Here is a 15,546-nt window from a genome sequence, read left to right as displayed (position 1 = left end):
TCCGAGCGAATCGGGCGGGAACAGAGTCATCTAGAGGAGACCTTGAATGGCAACCCCGCATATCAACGCCAAAGACGGCGCCTTCGCCGAAACCGTACTGATGCCGGGCGATCCGCTGCGCGCCCAGATGATCGCCGAGACCTTCCTGGAAGGCGCTGAGCAGGTGACCAATGTGCGCAATGTGTTTGGCTACACCGGCACCTACAAGGGCAAGCGCCTGTCGGTGATGGCCCATGGCATGGGCATTCCGTCCGCCAGCATCTACACCACCGAGCTGATCAAGGACTACGGCGTCAAGAACATCATCCGCATCGGCTCCTGCGGCGCGGTGACGCCTGACATCAAGCTGCGCGAGCTGTTCGTCGCCATGGGCGCGTCCACAGACAGCAAGGTCAACCGCATGCGCTTCAACGACCACGACTACGCGGCCATCGCCGATTACACGCTGCTGCGCACCGTGGTGGACACCGCGGCCGAGCAGGGCAAGCGGGTCACCGTCGGCAACGTTTTTTCCGCCGACCTGTTCTACGGCGTGCAGCCGAACATGCTGCATGTGCTGTCCAAGATGCAGGTCAACGTGATCGAGATGGAGCTGGCCGGCATCTACAGCGTGGCCGCTCAGTACGGCGCGCGCGCGGTCGGCATTCTGACCGTGTCCGACATTATCCCGACCGGCGAGGCCACCAGCGCGGAGGAGCGCCAGACCTCCTTCCGCGACATGATGGAAGTGGCGCTGGACGCTGCGATCAAGCTGTAAGCCACTGATCGCCATGAATAAACGGGCGCCGGACGGCGTCCGTCTTCGCATTGCGGAACGGAGTGTGGCATGCGCGCACATCGTTTATCGTGCAGTGCACAAAAAATGCTTGCCTAATCCAGATGGGATACCGATAATCGGTATTGCATCAGGGCGTTGCGCACTGTGGCGTTCCTGGTGTTGTCTCCTCCATCCTCCTTCTTTAGGTGGAACTTGGCGCAACACGCTTGAGCGTTGCGCTTTTTTTTTGCCGCCGTTTTTCGCCCGGATTCCACCGTTTCCTGCTTGCTGGAAATCTGTTGTGTCACAAGGGTTTGACAGCTACCCGGCCACTGCACTAGAATCCGTAACTTTCAAGAATTACGATGGAAGAGTTCCATGAAGACCTTTTCTGCCAAGGCGCATGAGGTAAAGCGCGAATGGTACGTGGTCGACGCCGCCGATAAGGTGCTGGGTCGCCTGGCTGCCGAAATCGCCCGCCGTCTGCGTGGCAAACACAAGCCGGAATTCACCCCGCACGTTGACACTGGCGATTTCATCGTCGTAGTGAACGTCGACAAGCTGCGCGTGACCGGTACCAAGGCACAAGACAAGAAGTACTACCGTCACTCTGGTTACCCGGGCGGCATCTACGAACGCACCTTCACCGAACTGCAAAACCAGTTCCCGGAGCGCGTTCTGGAAAAGGCCGTGAAAGGCATGCTGCCGAAGGGTCCGCTGGGCTACGCCATGATCAAGAAGCTCAAGGTATACGCCGGCGCTGAGCACCCGCACGTCGCCCAACAGCCCAAAGTGCTGGAAATCTGATTTTAAGGCTTAACAATGAACGGTAAATACTACTACGGCACTGGTCGTCGCAAGAGCTCCGTTGCTCGCGTGTTCATGCAGAAGGGTTCCGGCCAGATCATCGTTAACGGCAAGCCTGTTGACGAGTATTTCGCCCGTGAAACCGGTCGCATGGTTATCCGCCAGCCGCTGGTTCTGACCGAAAACGTCGAATCCTTCGACATCAAGGTGAACGTTGTCGGCGGCGGCGAAACCGGCCAAGCCGGCGCGATCCGCCACGGCATCACCCGCGCCCTGATCGACTTCGACGCTGCTCTGAAGTCCGCTCTGTCGGCAGCTGGCTACGTGACCCGCGACGCTCGCGAAGTTGAACGTAAGAAGGTCGGCCTGCGCAAAGCTCGCCGCGCCAAGCAGTTCTCCAAGCGTTAATCGGGGATTACTGCTCGAAAAACCGCCCGGCTTCGGCCCGGCGGTTTTTTCTTTTGCTGTGCACTTGCCGCCACAGCGTCTACTGCCTAAACTGTCGCTTTTGCGACATTTTTTTACATAAAGGGCAGTCCACATGATCAAGGTTGGGATCGTCGGGGGCACCGGTTACACCGGCGTCGAGTTGTTGCGTTTGCTGGCCAAGCATCCGCAGGCGCGCGTGACGGCGGTGACTTCGCGCAAGGATGCCGGCATCCGCGTCGACGAGATGTTTCCCAGCTTGCGCGGCTGCATCGATTTGGCGTTCAGCACGCCGGACGAGGCCAGGCTGCAGGACTGCGACGTGGTGTTCTTCGCCACGCCCAACGGCATCGCGATGCAGGAGGCCGCCGCGCTGCTGGATGCCGGCGTGCGGGTGGTGGACCTGGCGGCGGACTTCCGCATCAAGGACGTGTTCGAGTGGGAGAAGTGGTACGGCATGCCGCACGCCGCGCCGCAGTTGGTGGCCGACGCCGTCTACGGCCTGCCGGAAGTGAACCGCGAGGCCATCCGCGGCGCGCGGCTGGTAGCTAACCCGGGCTGCTATCCGACCGCGGTGCAGCTGGGTTATCTGCCGCTGATCGAAGCCGGCGTGATCGACGCTTCCAGCCTGATCGCCGACTGCAAGTCCGGCGTGTCCGGGGCCGGCCGCAAGGGCGAGATCGGCGCGCTGCTGGCCGAGGCCGGCGACTCGTTCAAGGCTTACGGCGTGGCCGGCCACCGCCACTTGCCGGAAATCCGCCAGGGTTTGGCGCGCGCCAGCGGCAAGCCGGTGGGGCTGACTTTCGTTCCGCACCTGACGCCGATGATACGGGGCATCCATGCCACGCTGTACGCTAGGCTTTCCAAGGATGCCGATCTGCAGCAGTTGTTCGAGAGCCGCTATGCCGGGGAAGCCTTCGTCGATGTGCTGCCGGCGGGCAGCCATCCCGAAACGCGCTCGGTGCGCGGCGCCAATCTGTGCCGGATCGCGGTGCACAGGCCGCAAGGCGGCGACACCGTGGTGGTGCTGTCGGTGATAGACAACCTGGTCAAGGGCGCGGCAGGCCAAGCGGTGCAGAACATGAACCTGATGTTCGGCCTGCCGGAGACGGATGGCCTCGATGTGGTGCCGCTGTTGCCGTGATCGCAGGGCAGGGGCTTGAAGGCTCGCCATTCGCCCTGATATCCGACTAAAATAGTGGGTGAATGGCCGCGACCGGCCCGATTGAATTGCGAGGTTACACATGACAGAAGCTGCTACCGAAATGCCGTGCCCGATCAACTTCACCGAAAGCGCCTGCGCCAAGGTGCAGGATCTGATCGCTGAAGAGGGCAATCCCGACCTGAAGCTGCGCGTGTTCGTCACCGGCGGCGGCTGTTCCGGCTTCCAGTACGGTTTCACGTTCGATGAAATCGCCAACGAGGACGATACCGCGATCGAGCGCCAGGGCGTGACCTTCCTGGTGGATCCGATGAGCTACCAGTACCTGGTCGGCGCCGAGATCGATTACCAGGAAAGTCTGGAAGGCTCGCAGTTCGTGATCCGCAATCCGAACGCCACCACCACTTGCGGTTGTGGTTCTTCGTTCTCGGTGTGATACTGAACGCAGGTAAGAACCAGGCCCGGGCCCTTGCCCCGGGCCTTTTTGCTGTGGAATCCAGAACATGAATAAGCTGCCGCCGGTGGTATTGCCCAAGATCGAATTCAATCGTGAATTCTCTTTCACGGATGCCGACTTCGAGCGCATCCGCAAGCTGATCTACAAGGAGGCGGGGATTTCCCTGAATCCGTCCAAGAAGGACATGGTTTACGGCCGGCTGGTGCGGCGCATCCGCGAGCTCAAGCTGCCCGGCTTCGCCGCCTATGTCGATTTCCTGGAATCGATTGGCGGCAAGCGCGAATTCGAGCAGTTCGTCAACGCGCTGACCACCAATCTGACCTTCTTCTTCCGCGAGGAGCACCACTTTCCCATTCTGTCGGAGCATCTGAAGAAGAAGGCGGCGGCCAGCGGCGAACTGGCGATCTGGTGCGCGGCGGCGTCCACTGGCGAAGAGCCTTACTCGCTGGCGATTACGGCGCTTGAATCCTTTCCGGGCACCACGCGGCCCAATATTTCCGTGCTCGCCACCGATCTGGACACCAGCGTGCTGGAGACCGGGCGCAAGGGCATCTATCCGGCGGAGAAGATCGCCCGCCTGCCGGCCGGCCATGCGGTCAAGTATTTCGACAAGCAGCCCGACGGCAGCTACCAGGCCAAGCAGGCGCTGCGCAATATGATCACTTTCCAGCGCTTGAACCTGGTCGAAAGCAACTGGAGCGTGCGCAAGCAGTACGACGCGATCTTCTGCCGCAACGTGATGATCTACTTCGACCGCGACACCCAGTTCGCCGTGCTCAAGCGCTTCGCGCCGCTGCTGAAGCCGGATGGATTGCTGTTTGTCGGCCACTCGGAAAACTTCTATTTCGCGTCCGATTACTTCCATCTGCGCGGCAAGACCGTGTACGAGCACGCGAAAAAGTAGGCATTTGTCCGACAAAACAGTCGCCGCGCCGCGCGATTGCCATTACCATTTCGTCTCTAACGGGCAAGCGAGTCTTGCCCGTTGTCTTTGCGCGGGGAGGCGGTATGCGAGTGGCGGTTCTCGGGGCCGGCGTGGTGGGCGTGTCCACCGCCTGGTTCCTGGCCAGGATGGGACACGAGGTGGTGGTGCTGGAGCGCGCCTGCGGCGCGGCGAGGGAGACCAGTTTCGCCAATGGCGGCCAGTTGTCGGTCAGCCAGTCCGAACCTTGGGCGAACCCGGGCGCGCCGTGGCAGGTGCTGCGCTGGCTTTGGCGCGACGACGCGCCGTTGCTGTTCCGGCCGAGAATGGACCCGTCGCAATGGCGCTGGATCGCCGGATTCCTGGCAGAGTGCCTGCCTGGCCGCCATCAGCGCAATATGCGGCAAATGGTGGCGCTGGGGTTGTACAGCCGAGACGCGATGCGCCAGCTGCGCGAGGAAACCGGCATTTCCTACCGCCGCCTGTCGCGCGGAATTCTCAGTCTGCATTACGACGCCTGCCAGCTGCGCCATGCCCGGCGCTCGGCCGAGCGGCTGCAGGCGCTGGGGGTGGACAAGCGGGTGCTCAGCCCGATGCAGGCGCTGGCGCTGGAGCCGGCGCTGGAGCCGACGTTGCCTAGCTTGGCCGGCGCCAGCTGGTGCCCGGACGACGAGTCGGGCGACGTGCATCTGTTCACCCGCGGGTTGGCCGAGGCCGCCGCGGGCCTGGGGGTGGAGTTCCATTACAATACCCGGATCAACGCGCTGGAAACGGCGGATGGCGGCGTGTCGGCGGTATCGGTGACGGGACCGGACGGCGGCTACCAGCGGGTGACGGCGGACGCCTACGTGCTGGCGCTGGGCAGCCACTCGCCGTTGCTGGCCGCGCCGCTGGGGTTGCGGCTGCCGGTCTATCCGGCCAAGGGCTATTCGGCGACCGCGCCGGTGAAGAGCCTGATCGCCGCGCCCATGGTCAGCCTGACCGACGAATCCCACAAACTGGTGTTCAGCCGCTTGGGCGACGAACTGCGCATCGCCGGCACCGCTGAACTGTCTGGTTATTCGTCCAGCCTCGATCCGCTGCGCTGCGAGGCCTTGCTGCGGCGGGCCAGGACGCTGTTTCCCTCGGCCTGCGACTGGGAGGCCGCGCGCTTCTGGAGCGGATTGCGGCCGGCGACGCCGGGCAACGTGCCCTTGATAGGCAGGAGCGGAATCGGCAGGCTGTTCCTGAACACCGGCCACGGCACCTTGGGCTGGACCGAGGGCGCGGGGTCGGGGAGGGCGCTGGCGGAGATCATCAGCGGCAGGACGCCGCAGCTGGATTTCGCGTTTTGCGGGCACTGAGGCCGCGAAGCGATTGATGAATGGTTTTGGCCGGCGTGTCTTGCGCCGGCGCTTGGAGCGTGAATGAGCGAAGTGCAGGAAATGACGCCGTACCAGCTATTGGGCGGCGAGGGAGTGGTCCGCTGGCTGTGCGACCGGTTCTACGACATCATGGACAGCGAGCCTTCGGTGAAGCCGCTGCGCGACATGCATCCGGCCGATCTCGCCGGCTCGAGCCAGAAACTGTTCATGTTTCTGTCCGGCTGGCTAGGCGGCCCTTCGCTGTATATGGAAGCCTTCGGCCACCCTCGGTTGCGCATGCGCCACATGCCGTTCGCGGTGGACGAAGCTGCGCGCGACCAGTGGATGTTCTGCATGCGCAAGGCGGTGAGCGAACTGGTGGCGGAGGATTGGCTGAAGGACAAGTTGCTGGAGGCGTTCTACAACACCGCGGATTTCATGCGCAATCGCTGAGCCGCACGCGTCGGGGGCGGCGTTTGGGCGATTGTTTCTGCATTGCTGGCAGCTGTTGAAAGAGATGCTTGAAGTCGGTGTCTCTTTGTCCATGATTAAAGTATCCATACTTGGAGTCTGGACATGGGCCGCCGTCTGCTGCTGCTGCTCGTCATCGGATTGGGCGGAGAGTCCGCCCTGGCGGGATGTTTGCCGCAGGCGATGATGTGCGCGTCGCCGCGCGACCCGGAGGTGAAGCGGCCGGAATTGGCCGAGCAAGGTTTGCAATTGGGCCCCTTGAGGCTGGAGCGCGAGCCGGGCAGCCAGAGCCTCAGGCTGACGCCGGCGCTGGATATGGGCAAGCGCACCCACCTGTCGGTGCGCATGCATCACAAAGACGTCGGTCTGAGGCTGAAATTCAATACCGATTAGGCACCGGGCTCAGCTTGGCCGATGGCCGCGCTCGATCTGCACGCCCACGCGCTTCACGCCGGGCAATATCCCCAGCTTGGTGACCGCCACTCTCACCCACGGCGCGCCGAACTCCTCGCGCACCATCTTCGCGATGTGCTCGGCCAGCGCCTCAAGCAGCAGGAAGTGCTGCTCCTCCAGCGACTGGCGCAGCCGCTCCACCACCACGCCGTAGTGTATGGTGTCGCCGATGTCGTCGCTGTGGCAGGGCGTGTCGCTGGGAATGCCGATTTCCAGGTCTATTTCAATGGTCTGGGCGGCTGTGCGCTCCCAGTCGTACACGCCGATCACGGTGTCGGCGCGCACTTCGCGCAGGAATATGATGTCCATCTGTCAGTCAGGTGGTTGGGCTTTGGCGCCCGATACCGTAAAATCCGAAGCTCTCTATTCTAATGCAACGGATACCGCTCCACCATGACCACGACCGCATTCGCTTTTGTTCTGGCGGCCTATTTGATCGGATCGCTGTCTTTCGCCGTGATCGTCAGCAAGGCGATGGGCATGGCCGATCCGCGCAGCTACGGCTCCGGCAACCCCGGTGCCACCAATGTGCTGCGCACCGGCAAGAAGCTCGCCGCCGCGCTGACGCTGCTGGGCGACGGCGTCAAGGGCTGGGTGGCGGTGGCGCTGGCCTCCTGGCTGGGGCCGCGCTACGGCCTGGGCGAGCAGGGCATCGCCTTGTGCGCGCTGGCCGTGCTGTTCGGCCATATGTGGCCGGTGTTCTTCGGCTTCAAGGGCGGCAAGGGCGTGGCCACCGCGGTGGGCATCCTGTTCGGCATCAACCCCTGGCTGGCGCTGGCCGCATTGGCCACCTGGCTGTTCATGGCCTTCGTGGTGAAGATTTCTTCGCTGTCGGCCATCATCGCCTGCGTATTGGTGCCGGTGTACGCCTTTTTCATTCTGGGGCCGCAGAGCGTGTATTTCGGCACCTGCATCATCATCGCCATCGCGGTGGTTCATCGGCACAAGTCCAACCTGATCAAGCTGATGACCGGCAAGGAAGACAAGATAGGCAATAAGGGCGACGCCGGATGAGCCGCGCGTCGGGAATGAAAAAAGCCGTCCTTCTGGACGGCTTTTTGTTTGTCCGGCGTCTCTGTCAATGAAAGTTGCTGGCGAAACGGCTCCAGCGCGGCATCCAGCTGGCGGTGATGTCGGCGGAGGCGATCACGCCGACGGCGCGGCCGATCAGCAGCTCGCGCGGCACCAGGCCGAAGTAGCGGGAGTCGGCGCTGTCGTCCCGGTTGTCGCCTAGCATCAGGTATTGTCCGGCCGGAATGGCGATGGGGCCGAAATTGCTGCGGGCGTTGACGCCGGATAGCCACTGCACGCGGTGCGGCGGCAGCGCGCCGCTTTCCCGCAGGCGAAGCGCGGGCAGCGCCACATTGTCCGCCACGGTCTCGGTCAGCCGCTCCAGCGGCTGGTAGCGCGCGGCTTGGCCATTGATGATCAGCCGCTCATCGCGCATTTCCACCGTGTCGCCCGGCAGGCCGACCAGGCGCTTGATCAGCCGCATGCCGTCCTTGGGCGATGAGAAGGTGACGATGTCGCCGCGCTGGGGCTCGCCGGTGCGATGCAGGATGACGTGGGTCAGCGGCAGCTTCAGGTCGTAGGCCAGCCGGTTGACCAGCACCACGTCTCCTTCCAGGACGGTGGGGCGCATCGAGCCTGTCGGAATGGGGTTCCAGTCCGCGACGGCGGTGCGGAACAGGCCAAAAACCAAAAGGAAAACCAGGAATCCGCGGTTATTGCGCAGCCAACGGCTCATGCTTTTTTCCAGTCATGTCGAAGTTTGAAATACTGTCCCGGACCGTGAGGCGGCGCAGGCCGAAACCGGGTCGCTTCCGCGCCGGAGCCTGGCTGGAACCGGGCGGAGGCAGGAGGTTCAGCCATCGGACAGCACGCGGATATGGGCGGCGACGCTGCGGCCCAGCGCCGACAGGTCGTAGCCGCCCTCCAGCACCGACACGATGCGACCGGCGCAGTATTGGTCGGCGATTCCCACCAAGTGGCGGGTCACCCACTCATAGTCGGACTCGATCAATCCAAGCGAACCCATGTCGTCCTCGCGGTGGGCGTCGAAGCCGGCCGAGATGAACAGCATCTGCGGCTGGAATTCATGCAGCAGCGGCAGCCAGACATTTTCCACCGCTTCGCGGAATTCGCGTCCGCCGCTGCCTGCCTTCAGCGGCACATTGTGCATGTTCGGCCCCATCGGCTCGTCGCCGCTGTACGGATAGAACGGATGCTGGAAAATGGACACCATCAATACCCGCGGATCGTCTCGCAGGATTTCTTCGGTGCCGTTGCCGTGGTGGACGTCGAAATCCACCACCGCCACCCGCTCGAACTTGTAGTGGGCCAGCGCGTGGGCGACGCCGACGGCGATGTTGTTGAAGAAGCAGAAACCCATCGCCTTGTCGCTTTCGGCGTGATGTCCGGGCGGGCGGATCGCGCAGAAGGCGTTGGGCGCCTTGTCTTCGGCCACCAGCTCCACCGCCTTCACCACCGCGCCGGCCGCGCGGCGGGCCGCCTGCAGCGTGCCCGGCGACATCGCGGTGTCCGGGTCCATGCGGAAGGTGCCCACGCTGGGCGCGCAGGCTTCCAGATATTCGACGTAGCGCGGCGGATGCACTCGGGCTAGCTGCTCGTAGCCGACTTCGGGCGCTTCCACTTCCTGAAGAGAGTCGAAGATCTGCGAGGCCATCAACTGGTCGCGGATGGCGGTCAAGCGTTCCGGGCACTCCGGGTGGCCCGCCCCCATATTGTGTTGCAGACAGTCGGGATGGGTGACGTAGGCGGTCAGCCCGTTCCGCTGCAGGCGGTTTTTCAGCCAAGTGAACACGAATGCTCCCCGCGTGCTTACAATGGGATTGCGATATGTGAATTTGATAAATACTGCGCGCAAGCGGGGTCAAATGCAATCACTCTCCCAGGCCTACCGGCAACTGAACACGCTGATATTGGGCAAGCCGCAGGCGATCCGGCTGGCTTTCGCCTGCCTGATCGCGCGGGGCCATCTGCTGATCGAGGACGTGCCCGGCGTGGGCAAGACCACGCTGGCGCACGGTCTGGCCGCCGTGCTGGGGCTGGAATACCGGCGGGTGCAGTTCACCAGCGACCTGCTGCCGGCCGATATCCTGGGCGTCAGCATCTACCAGCGCGACAGCGGCCGCTTCGAGCTGCACAAGGGGCCGGTGTTCACCCAGGTGTTGTTGGCTGACGAGATCAACCGCGCGTCGCCCAAGGTGCAGTCGGCGCTGCTGGAGGCGATGGAAGAGCGCCAAGCCTCGATAGACGGCGACACCCACCCGTTGCCGGCGCCGTTCTTCGTGATCGCCACCCAGAACCCCGGCGAGCAGATGGGCACCTTTCCCTTGCCGGAGTCCCAGCTGGACCGTTTCCTGATGCGGATCTCGCTCGGCTATCCGCCGCGCGAGGCCGAGCGCGCGCTGCTGATGGGCGAGGACCGCCGCGCGCTGCTGGAGCGTTTCCGGGCGACGATGGCGCCAGGCGAGCTGCTGGCGCTGCAGCAGAAGGCCGCCGCGGTCACGGTGTCGCCGGCGCTGGCCGATTACCTGCTGGCGCTGCTGGAGGCGACGCGCAGGCCGGGTCTGTTCGCCACCGGGCTGAGTCCGCGCGCAGGGCAGGCGCTGGCCGCCGCCGCGCGCGGCTGGGCGCTGCTGGCGGGGCGGGACCATCTGCTGCCGGAGGATGTGAAGGCGATTTTCGCGCCGGTGGCGGCTCATCGCTTGCAGTCGGCGTCCGGCGCGCCGGTCGAGCCGGAACTGGACAAGCTGCTCGCCCATGTCGCCATTCCGTGAGCGTCTGCGGCGCTGGTGGTGGTCGCGTCTGCCGCAGGAAGACCGCTGCGAGTTGTCGCAGCGTCGCATCTATCTGCTGCCCACCCGTTTCGGCCTGCTGTTGATGGCGGTGGCCCTGGCCGTCTGGCTGGGCGCGCTCAACTACCAGGTCAGCCTGGCTTACGCGCTGGCGTTCTGGATCGCGGGCTTGCTGCTGGTGGCGGTGCTGATGGCCTACCGGCAGTTGGCCGGGCTGAGGCTGAGCGCCGACGGAGGCCCAGCCGTATTCGCCGGCGAGGCCGCGCGGTTTTCCCTGCTGCTGGAGAACCGGACACCCGCCGCCAGGCGCTTGCGGGTCGCCGCCGAGGGAGGCGAGCCGCAGGCGTGCGAGCTGGAGGGCATGGGCGATGCCCGGTTGACGCTGGAGGTGCTTTCGCCTAGGCGAGGCTGGCTGCTTTTGCCGGCCTGCGTGGTGGAAAGCGACGCGCCGTTTGGCCTGGTGCGCGCGTGGGCGGTGTTGAAGCTGCGCGCGCGGGTGCTGGCTTATCCGGCCCCGCTGCCGGATGCGGCCAGGGGACGCCGGGAGGCGGAAGCCGGCAAGGGGGGAGGCGAGGGTGTCGGGGATGAGGATTTTTCCCATCTGGACGCCTATCGCTACGGCGATACGCCCAGGCAGATCGCCTGGAAGGTGATGGCGCGGCGCGATCTGCTGGCCAGCAAGCGTTTTTCCGCCGAGGCCGGCGCGGGGCTGCAGCGCCTGGGCTGGGACGATTACGCCGGCGAGTCCGATCCCGAGCGGAGGTTGTCCCGTCTGGCCTGGCGAGTGGAGCAGTGCGAGCGCCGCCGCCAGCGCTACCGGCTGTGCCTGCCGGATGGCGAGATCGGGCCGCAGCCGCGCCAGCGCGAGCTGGCGCTGGGCGCGCTGGCGCTGTTCGGGAGCGCGCGGTGACGGCGGCGGCCGGGCAGGAGCCGAACCGCTGGCCGGTGCTGCTGGCCCTGCTGTGGATCGTGTCGCCGCTGGCCTGGCATCTGCCGTTCTGGCTGCCGGCAGGCAGCGCGCTGGCCCTGCTGTGGCGCGGCTGGCGGCCGGCGTTGCCGCCGCGCTGGCTGCTGCTGCCGGCGCTGCCGATGGCGGCCGCGGCGCTGTGGATGAATCTGGGCACGCTGGTGGGGCGGGAGGGCGGCGTCGCCTTGCTGACCATGCTGATCGCTTTCAAAGCCTTCGAGACCCGCACGCTGCGCGATTGGCGTGTGCTGACGGCCTTGGGTTTTTTCCTGGCGGCGACGCCGCTGCTGTTCGACCAGTCGCCGTTGATGGCGGCCTGGCTGGCGCTGGCCATGCTGTTGCTGACCTGGGCCGCCGCGAGGCTGGCCGGCGCGCTGCCGCGCGGCAGCTGGCGGCACGCCTGGCAAGCCTTGGCGTTGTCGCTGCCGCTGATGCTGGCTCTGTTCGTGGCGATGCCGCGATTGCCGCAGCCGTTGTGGAGTCTGAGCGTTCCGCCGCAAACCGCTTCCAGCGGCCTGGGCGACGATATGGAGCCGGGCAGCATCAGCCGGCTGATCCTGAACCGGGAGCCGGCGTTTTCCGCAGTGTTCGACGGCGCCGCGCCGCGGCAGGATCAATTGTACTGGCGGGTGGCGCTGCTGGACGATTTCGACGGCCGCCGCTGGCAAGGATTGGGAGGCGAGCGGGATGAGCGGGATGAGCCGGCGGCGGGACGCATTCTGCGCTACCGCCTGACGCTGCGGGCCGACCGCGGGCGCTTGCCGGCGCTGGAGCTGGCGTCCGGAGCCGGACCGGGCAGTCATCTGGAGGGCGGCGGGCTGTTGCGCCAAGACTCGCGCAGCGACGAGCTGCTCGGTTATGCGCAGGAAAGCCGGCTGGGCGCGCGCAGCCCGGCAGCGTTGAGTCCGCCCCGGCGGGCCTTCTATCTGCGTTTGCCGCCTGGGAATTCACAAAGCCGGGCGCTGGCCGTCCAATTGGCAGCGGCGGGAGGGGACGGCCGCGGATTCCTGCGCGCAGCGCTGGACTTTCTGAGGCGCGGCGGCTTCCGCTACACCCTGCAGCCGCCGCTGCTGGGCGAGCAGGCGGTGGATCATTTCCTGTTCGCCAGCCGCCAGGGCTTCTGCGAGCACTACGCGTCCTCGTTCGCTTTTCTGGCCCGGGCGGCGGGGCTTCCTGCGCGGGTGGTGGTTGGCTATCAGGGGGGAGAATACAACCCGGTCGGCCGTTTCTGGCAGTTGCGCTCGTCGGACGCGCACGCCTGGGTGGAGGTCTGGCTGGATGGCGCATGGCAGCGGGTGGATCCGACGGCCGCGGTATCGCCGGGACGGCTGGCGCTGGGCGCGGAGCAGGCGCTGCCCGCGCTGAGGACGGAAAGCGGCATGGCGGCGGCACTGCCGCCCCAGTGGCTGAGGCGCGCCCGCCAGCAATGGTTTGCGGCCAACTTCGCCTGGCAGCAGTGGGTGGTCGGCTATGACGCGGAACGCCAGCAGGGGCTGTTCCGATGGCTGGGACTGGGCGAACGGGTGGATGCCGCCAGCGTGTTGCGCGCGCTGGCGGCCGCGATGGCGCTGGCGATGATGCCGCTGGCCCTGTGGTGGCGGAGGAGGCCGGCGGCGGAGCCGCTGCCCGCAGGCTGGGAGGCATTGCGCAGGCGGCTGGAGAAGAGGGGCATCGCGGCGCCGCGCGCGCAGGGGCCGCTGGAGCGGCTGAAGGCGGCGCGCGGGCTGCCGCGCGACGATTTCAATCGCCTGAAAGCGTTGGTCGATGAATATATCGAACTGCGTTATCGGCGAACCGTTGCCGACGGCGCGCGCGAAAAACGGTGGCTGAGGCGGGCGCGGCGCTGGAAATGACAAAGCCCGGCGGGAGGCCGGGCCGGGGCTGCGTCTGGCGGACTTCAGAGCAGGAAGTCGCGGGAGATGCCTTTGCGGCGCAAGATGCGGCGCAGCTGCTCCAAGCCTTCGATCTGAATCTGGCGCACGCGTTCGCGGGTCAGGTTCAGCGAGGCGGCCAGCTCCTCCAGCGTGCAGATCTCGTAGCCGTTGAGGCCGTAGCGGCGCTCGATCACCAGCCGCTGCTTCTCGTTCAGCTGGCTCAGCCAGTCGTGGACGAACATCTCCAGCTGGCTGTTGTGCAGCTGCAGCTCAGGCTCCTCGTGCTGCTCGTCGGGAATGGACTCGCCGATCGACAGCATCGGATCGATGTCCAGCGGCGCGTCCAGCGAGGCCATGCGCTCGTTGAGGTTCAGCACCTTGCGCACGTCCTCCACCGGCTTGCCGACCAAGTGGGCGATCTCCTCCACGCTGGGTTCGCGGCCGATCTGGCTTTCCAGGTGGCGCGAGGCGCGCAGGTAGACGTTCAGCTCCTTGATCACGTGCACCGGCAGGCGGATGGTGCGGGACTGGTTCATGATCGCACGCTCTATGCTCTGGCGTATCCACCAGGTGGCATAGGTGGAGAAGCGGAAGCCGCGTTCGGGATCGAACTTCTCCAGCGCGTGCATCAGGCCGATATTGCCTTCCTCTATCAGGTCGAGCAGGGCCAGCCCGCGGTTGATGTAGTGCTTGGCGATGTTCACCACCAGCCGAAGATTGTGCTCGATCATCTTCTGCCGGGCTTCGAACTCGCCGGCCACCACCCGCCTGGCCAGCGCCAGTTCTTCCTGCGGCGTCAAGAGCGCGTTGTTGCCGATGTCGTTCAGATAGATCTGGGTGACGTCGGCTACCACGTCCTCGAAGACTGCTGGGCTTTCGGCGCTTTCCTCTGCCTCGGCTTCGGCTGCGTTTTCTTCGCCATTGTCTTCGTCAAGAATGTCATCCTCGTCGAGGATGTCTATTTCGTTGCTCATCTCTCTACCCCCGTCGCTGTCTTGTCCCGACGGGGGTGGGTGGCCACGCCCGGTCAGGACTTGTGTTCAAGATACTGCATCGGGTCCACCGGCTTGCCGAAGCGGCGGATCTCGAAATGCAGCTTGACTTGGTCGGCATCGGAATTGCCCATTTCGGCAATCTTCTGCCCTTTCTTGACAGACTGTCCTTCCTTGACCAGCAACTGGCTGTTGTGCGCGTATGCGGACAGGAAGGTCTTGTTATGTTTGATGATGATCAGCTTGCCGTAACCCCTCAGTCCGGCGCCGCTGTACACCACTTTGCCGTCGCCGGCCGCCAGCACCGGCTGGCCCATCCGGCCAGTAATCTCGATGCCCTTGTTGCTGTCCGAATATCCCTTGGTCATCTTGCCTTCGGTAGGCCAGGCCCAGGGCACCGCGTCTTCTTCCTGCTTGGCGCTGGGTGCGCTGGCTTCCTTGGCCGGTACCGGGGCCTGCGCGACGACTGCGCTGGCTTCCGGCTTCTTCGCCGGCGGCGTGGCAACCGCGGGAGCGGATGTTTGAGCGTTGTTGTTGTTGGCTGCGCGTCCCTCGCTCTGGGCCGGCAGATTCTTCACCGCTTCGCTGCTGTACGGCAGCTTCAACGCCTTCGGATAAGCCTTGACGCTGGAGCCGCCGGCATTCTTCGCCGTCTCGCCCGCCGCCACGATCGGCGCGGCTGACGGCTTGTCCGCCGCGGGGCTTGCCGCGCCTCCGCCCGGAGGAGACAAGCGCAGCACCTGGCCGACCTTGATGCTGTTGTCGGGCAGATTGTTCCATGCCGCCACGTCCTTGTACTTCAGCCCGTGGTTCAGGGAAATCCGGAACAGGTTGTCGCCGGGTTTCACCACGTAAGTGTTGCCGTTTTCAGCCGCCGCGTCATCCGCCACCGGCTGGACTTTCAGACTGCCCTGGTCCCGATAGGGGGCGGCCACGGTGGCGTCGTGCGGGGCGGACGGCGTTTCAACCTTGGCCGGAGCCGCCTGGGCGACCCGCGCCGGCGCGGCGCTTTCCACCGGAGCCGCCTGTTGCACCATGCTGCTGCAACCGGCCAAACCGGCCGCTATTGCGGCGACTAATATATGCGCATACCT

18 protein-coding genes are annotated in these 15,546 nt (G+C 65.1%); 13 read left to right on the top strand and 5 right to left on the bottom strand.

Annotated elements, in window-relative coordinates; genetic code table 11:
- Positions 1-46: 46 nt before the first annotated feature.
- From deoD to BKX93_RS09300, 9 genes are all read left to right on the top strand, one after another.
- Entirely contained in the window at positions 47-757 is a 711-nt protein-coding gene (gene deoD, locus BKX93_RS09340; RefSeq protein ID WP_046155497.1) for a purine-nucleoside phosphorylase, read from the top strand.
- A gap of 378 nt (positions 758-1,135) precedes the next feature.
- Positions 1,136-1,564: a 50S ribosomal protein L13 gene (gene rplM / locus BKX93_RS09335; RefSeq protein WP_021475775.1), complete on the top strand. Its 429-nt coding sequence runs from the start codon at positions 1,136-1,138 to the stop codon at positions 1,562-1,564.
- 15 nt (positions 1,565-1,579) lie between these two features.
- Entirely contained in the window at positions 1,580-1,972 is a 393-nt protein-coding gene (gene rpsI, locus BKX93_RS09330; protein ID WP_021475776.1) for a 30S ribosomal protein S9, read from the top strand.
- A 133-nt stretch (positions 1,973-2,105) separates the two neighbouring features.
- The gene (gene argC, locus BKX93_RS09325; protein ID WP_070979601.1) at positions 2,106-3,134 is read left to right on the top strand and encodes an N-acetyl-gamma-glutamyl-phosphate reductase; all 1,029 of its coding nucleotides are present in this window, start codon (positions 2,106-2,108) and stop codon (positions 3,132-3,134) included.
- Between the two features lie 121 nt (positions 3,135-3,255).
- Positions 3,256-3,588, top strand: a complete 333-nt coding sequence (gene erpA, locus BKX93_RS09320; RefSeq protein ID WP_369826569.1) for an iron-sulfur cluster insertion protein ErpA — start codon at positions 3,256-3,258, stop codon at positions 3,586-3,588.
- A gap of 67 nt (positions 3,589-3,655) precedes the next feature.
- Positions 3,656-4,513, top strand: a complete 858-nt coding sequence (locus tag BKX93_RS09315) for a CheR family methyltransferase (protein ID WP_046155495.1) — start codon at positions 3,656-3,658, stop codon at positions 4,511-4,513.
- A gap of 104 nt (positions 4,514-4,617) precedes the next feature.
- Positions 4,618-5,874, top strand: a complete 1,257-nt coding sequence (locus BKX93_RS09310) for a D-amino acid dehydrogenase (protein WP_070979600.1) — start codon at positions 4,618-4,620, stop codon at positions 5,872-5,874.
- A 63-nt stretch (positions 5,875-5,937) separates the two neighbouring features.
- Positions 5,938-6,327, top strand: coding sequence for a group II truncated hemoglobin (locus tag BKX93_RS09305; RefSeq protein WP_186009515.1), 390 nt, complete (start codon positions 5,938-5,940; stop codon positions 6,325-6,327).
- A gap of 123 nt (positions 6,328-6,450) precedes the next feature.
- Positions 6,451-6,738, top strand: a complete 288-nt coding sequence (locus tag BKX93_RS09300; protein WP_046166413.1) for a hypothetical protein — start codon at positions 6,451-6,453, stop codon at positions 6,736-6,738.
- A gap of 9 nt (positions 6,739-6,747) precedes the next feature.
- On the opposite strand, the gene BKX93_RS09295 is transcribed toward BKX93_RS09300, so the two are convergent.
- Positions 6,748-7,107, bottom strand: a complete 360-nt coding sequence (locus tag BKX93_RS09295) for a dihydroneopterin aldolase (protein WP_021475188.1) — start codon at positions 7,105-7,107, stop codon at positions 6,748-6,750.
- Between the two features lie 84 nt (positions 7,108-7,191).
- Here BKX93_RS09295 and plsY point away from each other — a divergent pair, with 84 nt between their 5' ends.
- A complete protein-coding gene (gene plsY, locus BKX93_RS09290) occupies positions 7,192-7,812 on the top strand; it encodes a glycerol-3-phosphate 1-O-acyltransferase PlsY (RefSeq protein WP_070979598.1) in 621 nt (206 codons plus the stop codon).
- Between the two features lie 64 nt (positions 7,813-7,876).
- Here plsY and lepB read toward each other — a convergent pair whose 3' ends face one another.
- Positions 7,877-8,545 carry a signal peptidase I gene (lepB, locus tag BKX93_RS09285; RefSeq protein ID WP_070979596.1) on the bottom strand — a complete coding sequence of 223 codons (669 nt, stop codon included), beginning with the start codon at positions 8,543-8,545 and terminating at the stop codon, positions 7,877-7,879.
- Between the two features lie 117 nt (positions 8,546-8,662).
- Entirely contained in the window at positions 8,663-9,622 is a 960-nt protein-coding gene (locus BKX93_RS09280) for a histone deacetylase family protein (RefSeq protein ID WP_070979595.1), read from the bottom strand.
- Positions 9,623-9,695: 73 nt separating this feature from the next.
- Here BKX93_RS09280 and BKX93_RS09275 point away from each other — a divergent pair, with 73 nt between their 5' ends.
- The 3 genes from BKX93_RS09275 to BKX93_RS09265 are packed head-to-tail and all read left to right on the top strand — an operon-like array spanning position 9,696 to position 13,439.
- On the top strand, positions 9,696-10,601 hold the full coding sequence (locus tag BKX93_RS09275; protein WP_046166411.1) for an AAA family ATPase: 906 nt from the start codon (positions 9,696-9,698) through the stop codon (positions 10,599-10,601).
- The gene (locus BKX93_RS09270) at positions 10,585-11,529 is read left to right on the top strand and encodes a DUF58 domain-containing protein (protein ID WP_070979593.1); all 945 of its coding nucleotides are present in this window, start codon (positions 10,585-10,587) and stop codon (positions 11,527-11,529) included. The genes BKX93_RS09275 and BKX93_RS09270 overlap by 17 nt, the downstream gene beginning before the upstream one ends.
- The gene (locus tag BKX93_RS09265) at positions 11,526-13,439 is read left to right on the top strand and encodes a transglutaminase TgpA family protein (protein WP_046166409.1); all 1,914 of its coding nucleotides are present in this window, start codon (positions 11,526-11,528) and stop codon (positions 13,437-13,439) included. The genes BKX93_RS09270 and BKX93_RS09265 overlap by 4 nt, the downstream gene beginning before the upstream one ends.
- A 44-nt stretch (positions 13,440-13,483) precedes the next feature.
- Here BKX93_RS09265 and rpoS read toward each other — a convergent pair whose 3' ends face one another.
- Together rpoS and BKX93_RS09255 are read right to left on the bottom strand one after the other, a co-directional pair.
- Positions 13,484-14,434: an RNA polymerase sigma factor RpoS gene (gene rpoS / locus BKX93_RS09260; protein ID WP_021475108.1), complete on the bottom strand. Its 951-nt coding sequence runs from the start codon at positions 14,432-14,434 to the stop codon at positions 13,484-13,486.
- A gap of 53 nt (positions 14,435-14,487) precedes the next feature.
- Positions 14,488-15,489, bottom strand: coding sequence for a peptidoglycan DD-metalloendopeptidase family protein (locus BKX93_RS09255; RefSeq protein ID WP_186009514.1), 1,002 nt, complete (start codon positions 15,487-15,489; stop codon positions 14,488-14,490).
- Positions 15,490-15,546: the final 57 nt, after the last annotated feature.

The organism is Chromobacterium vaccinii (assembly GCF_001855275.1).
GTDB classification, from domain to species: domain Bacteria; phylum Pseudomonadota; class Gammaproteobacteria; order Burkholderiales; family Chromobacteriaceae; genus Chromobacterium; species Chromobacterium vaccinii.
This window is presented reverse-complemented; position numbering and strand designations above follow the sequence as displayed.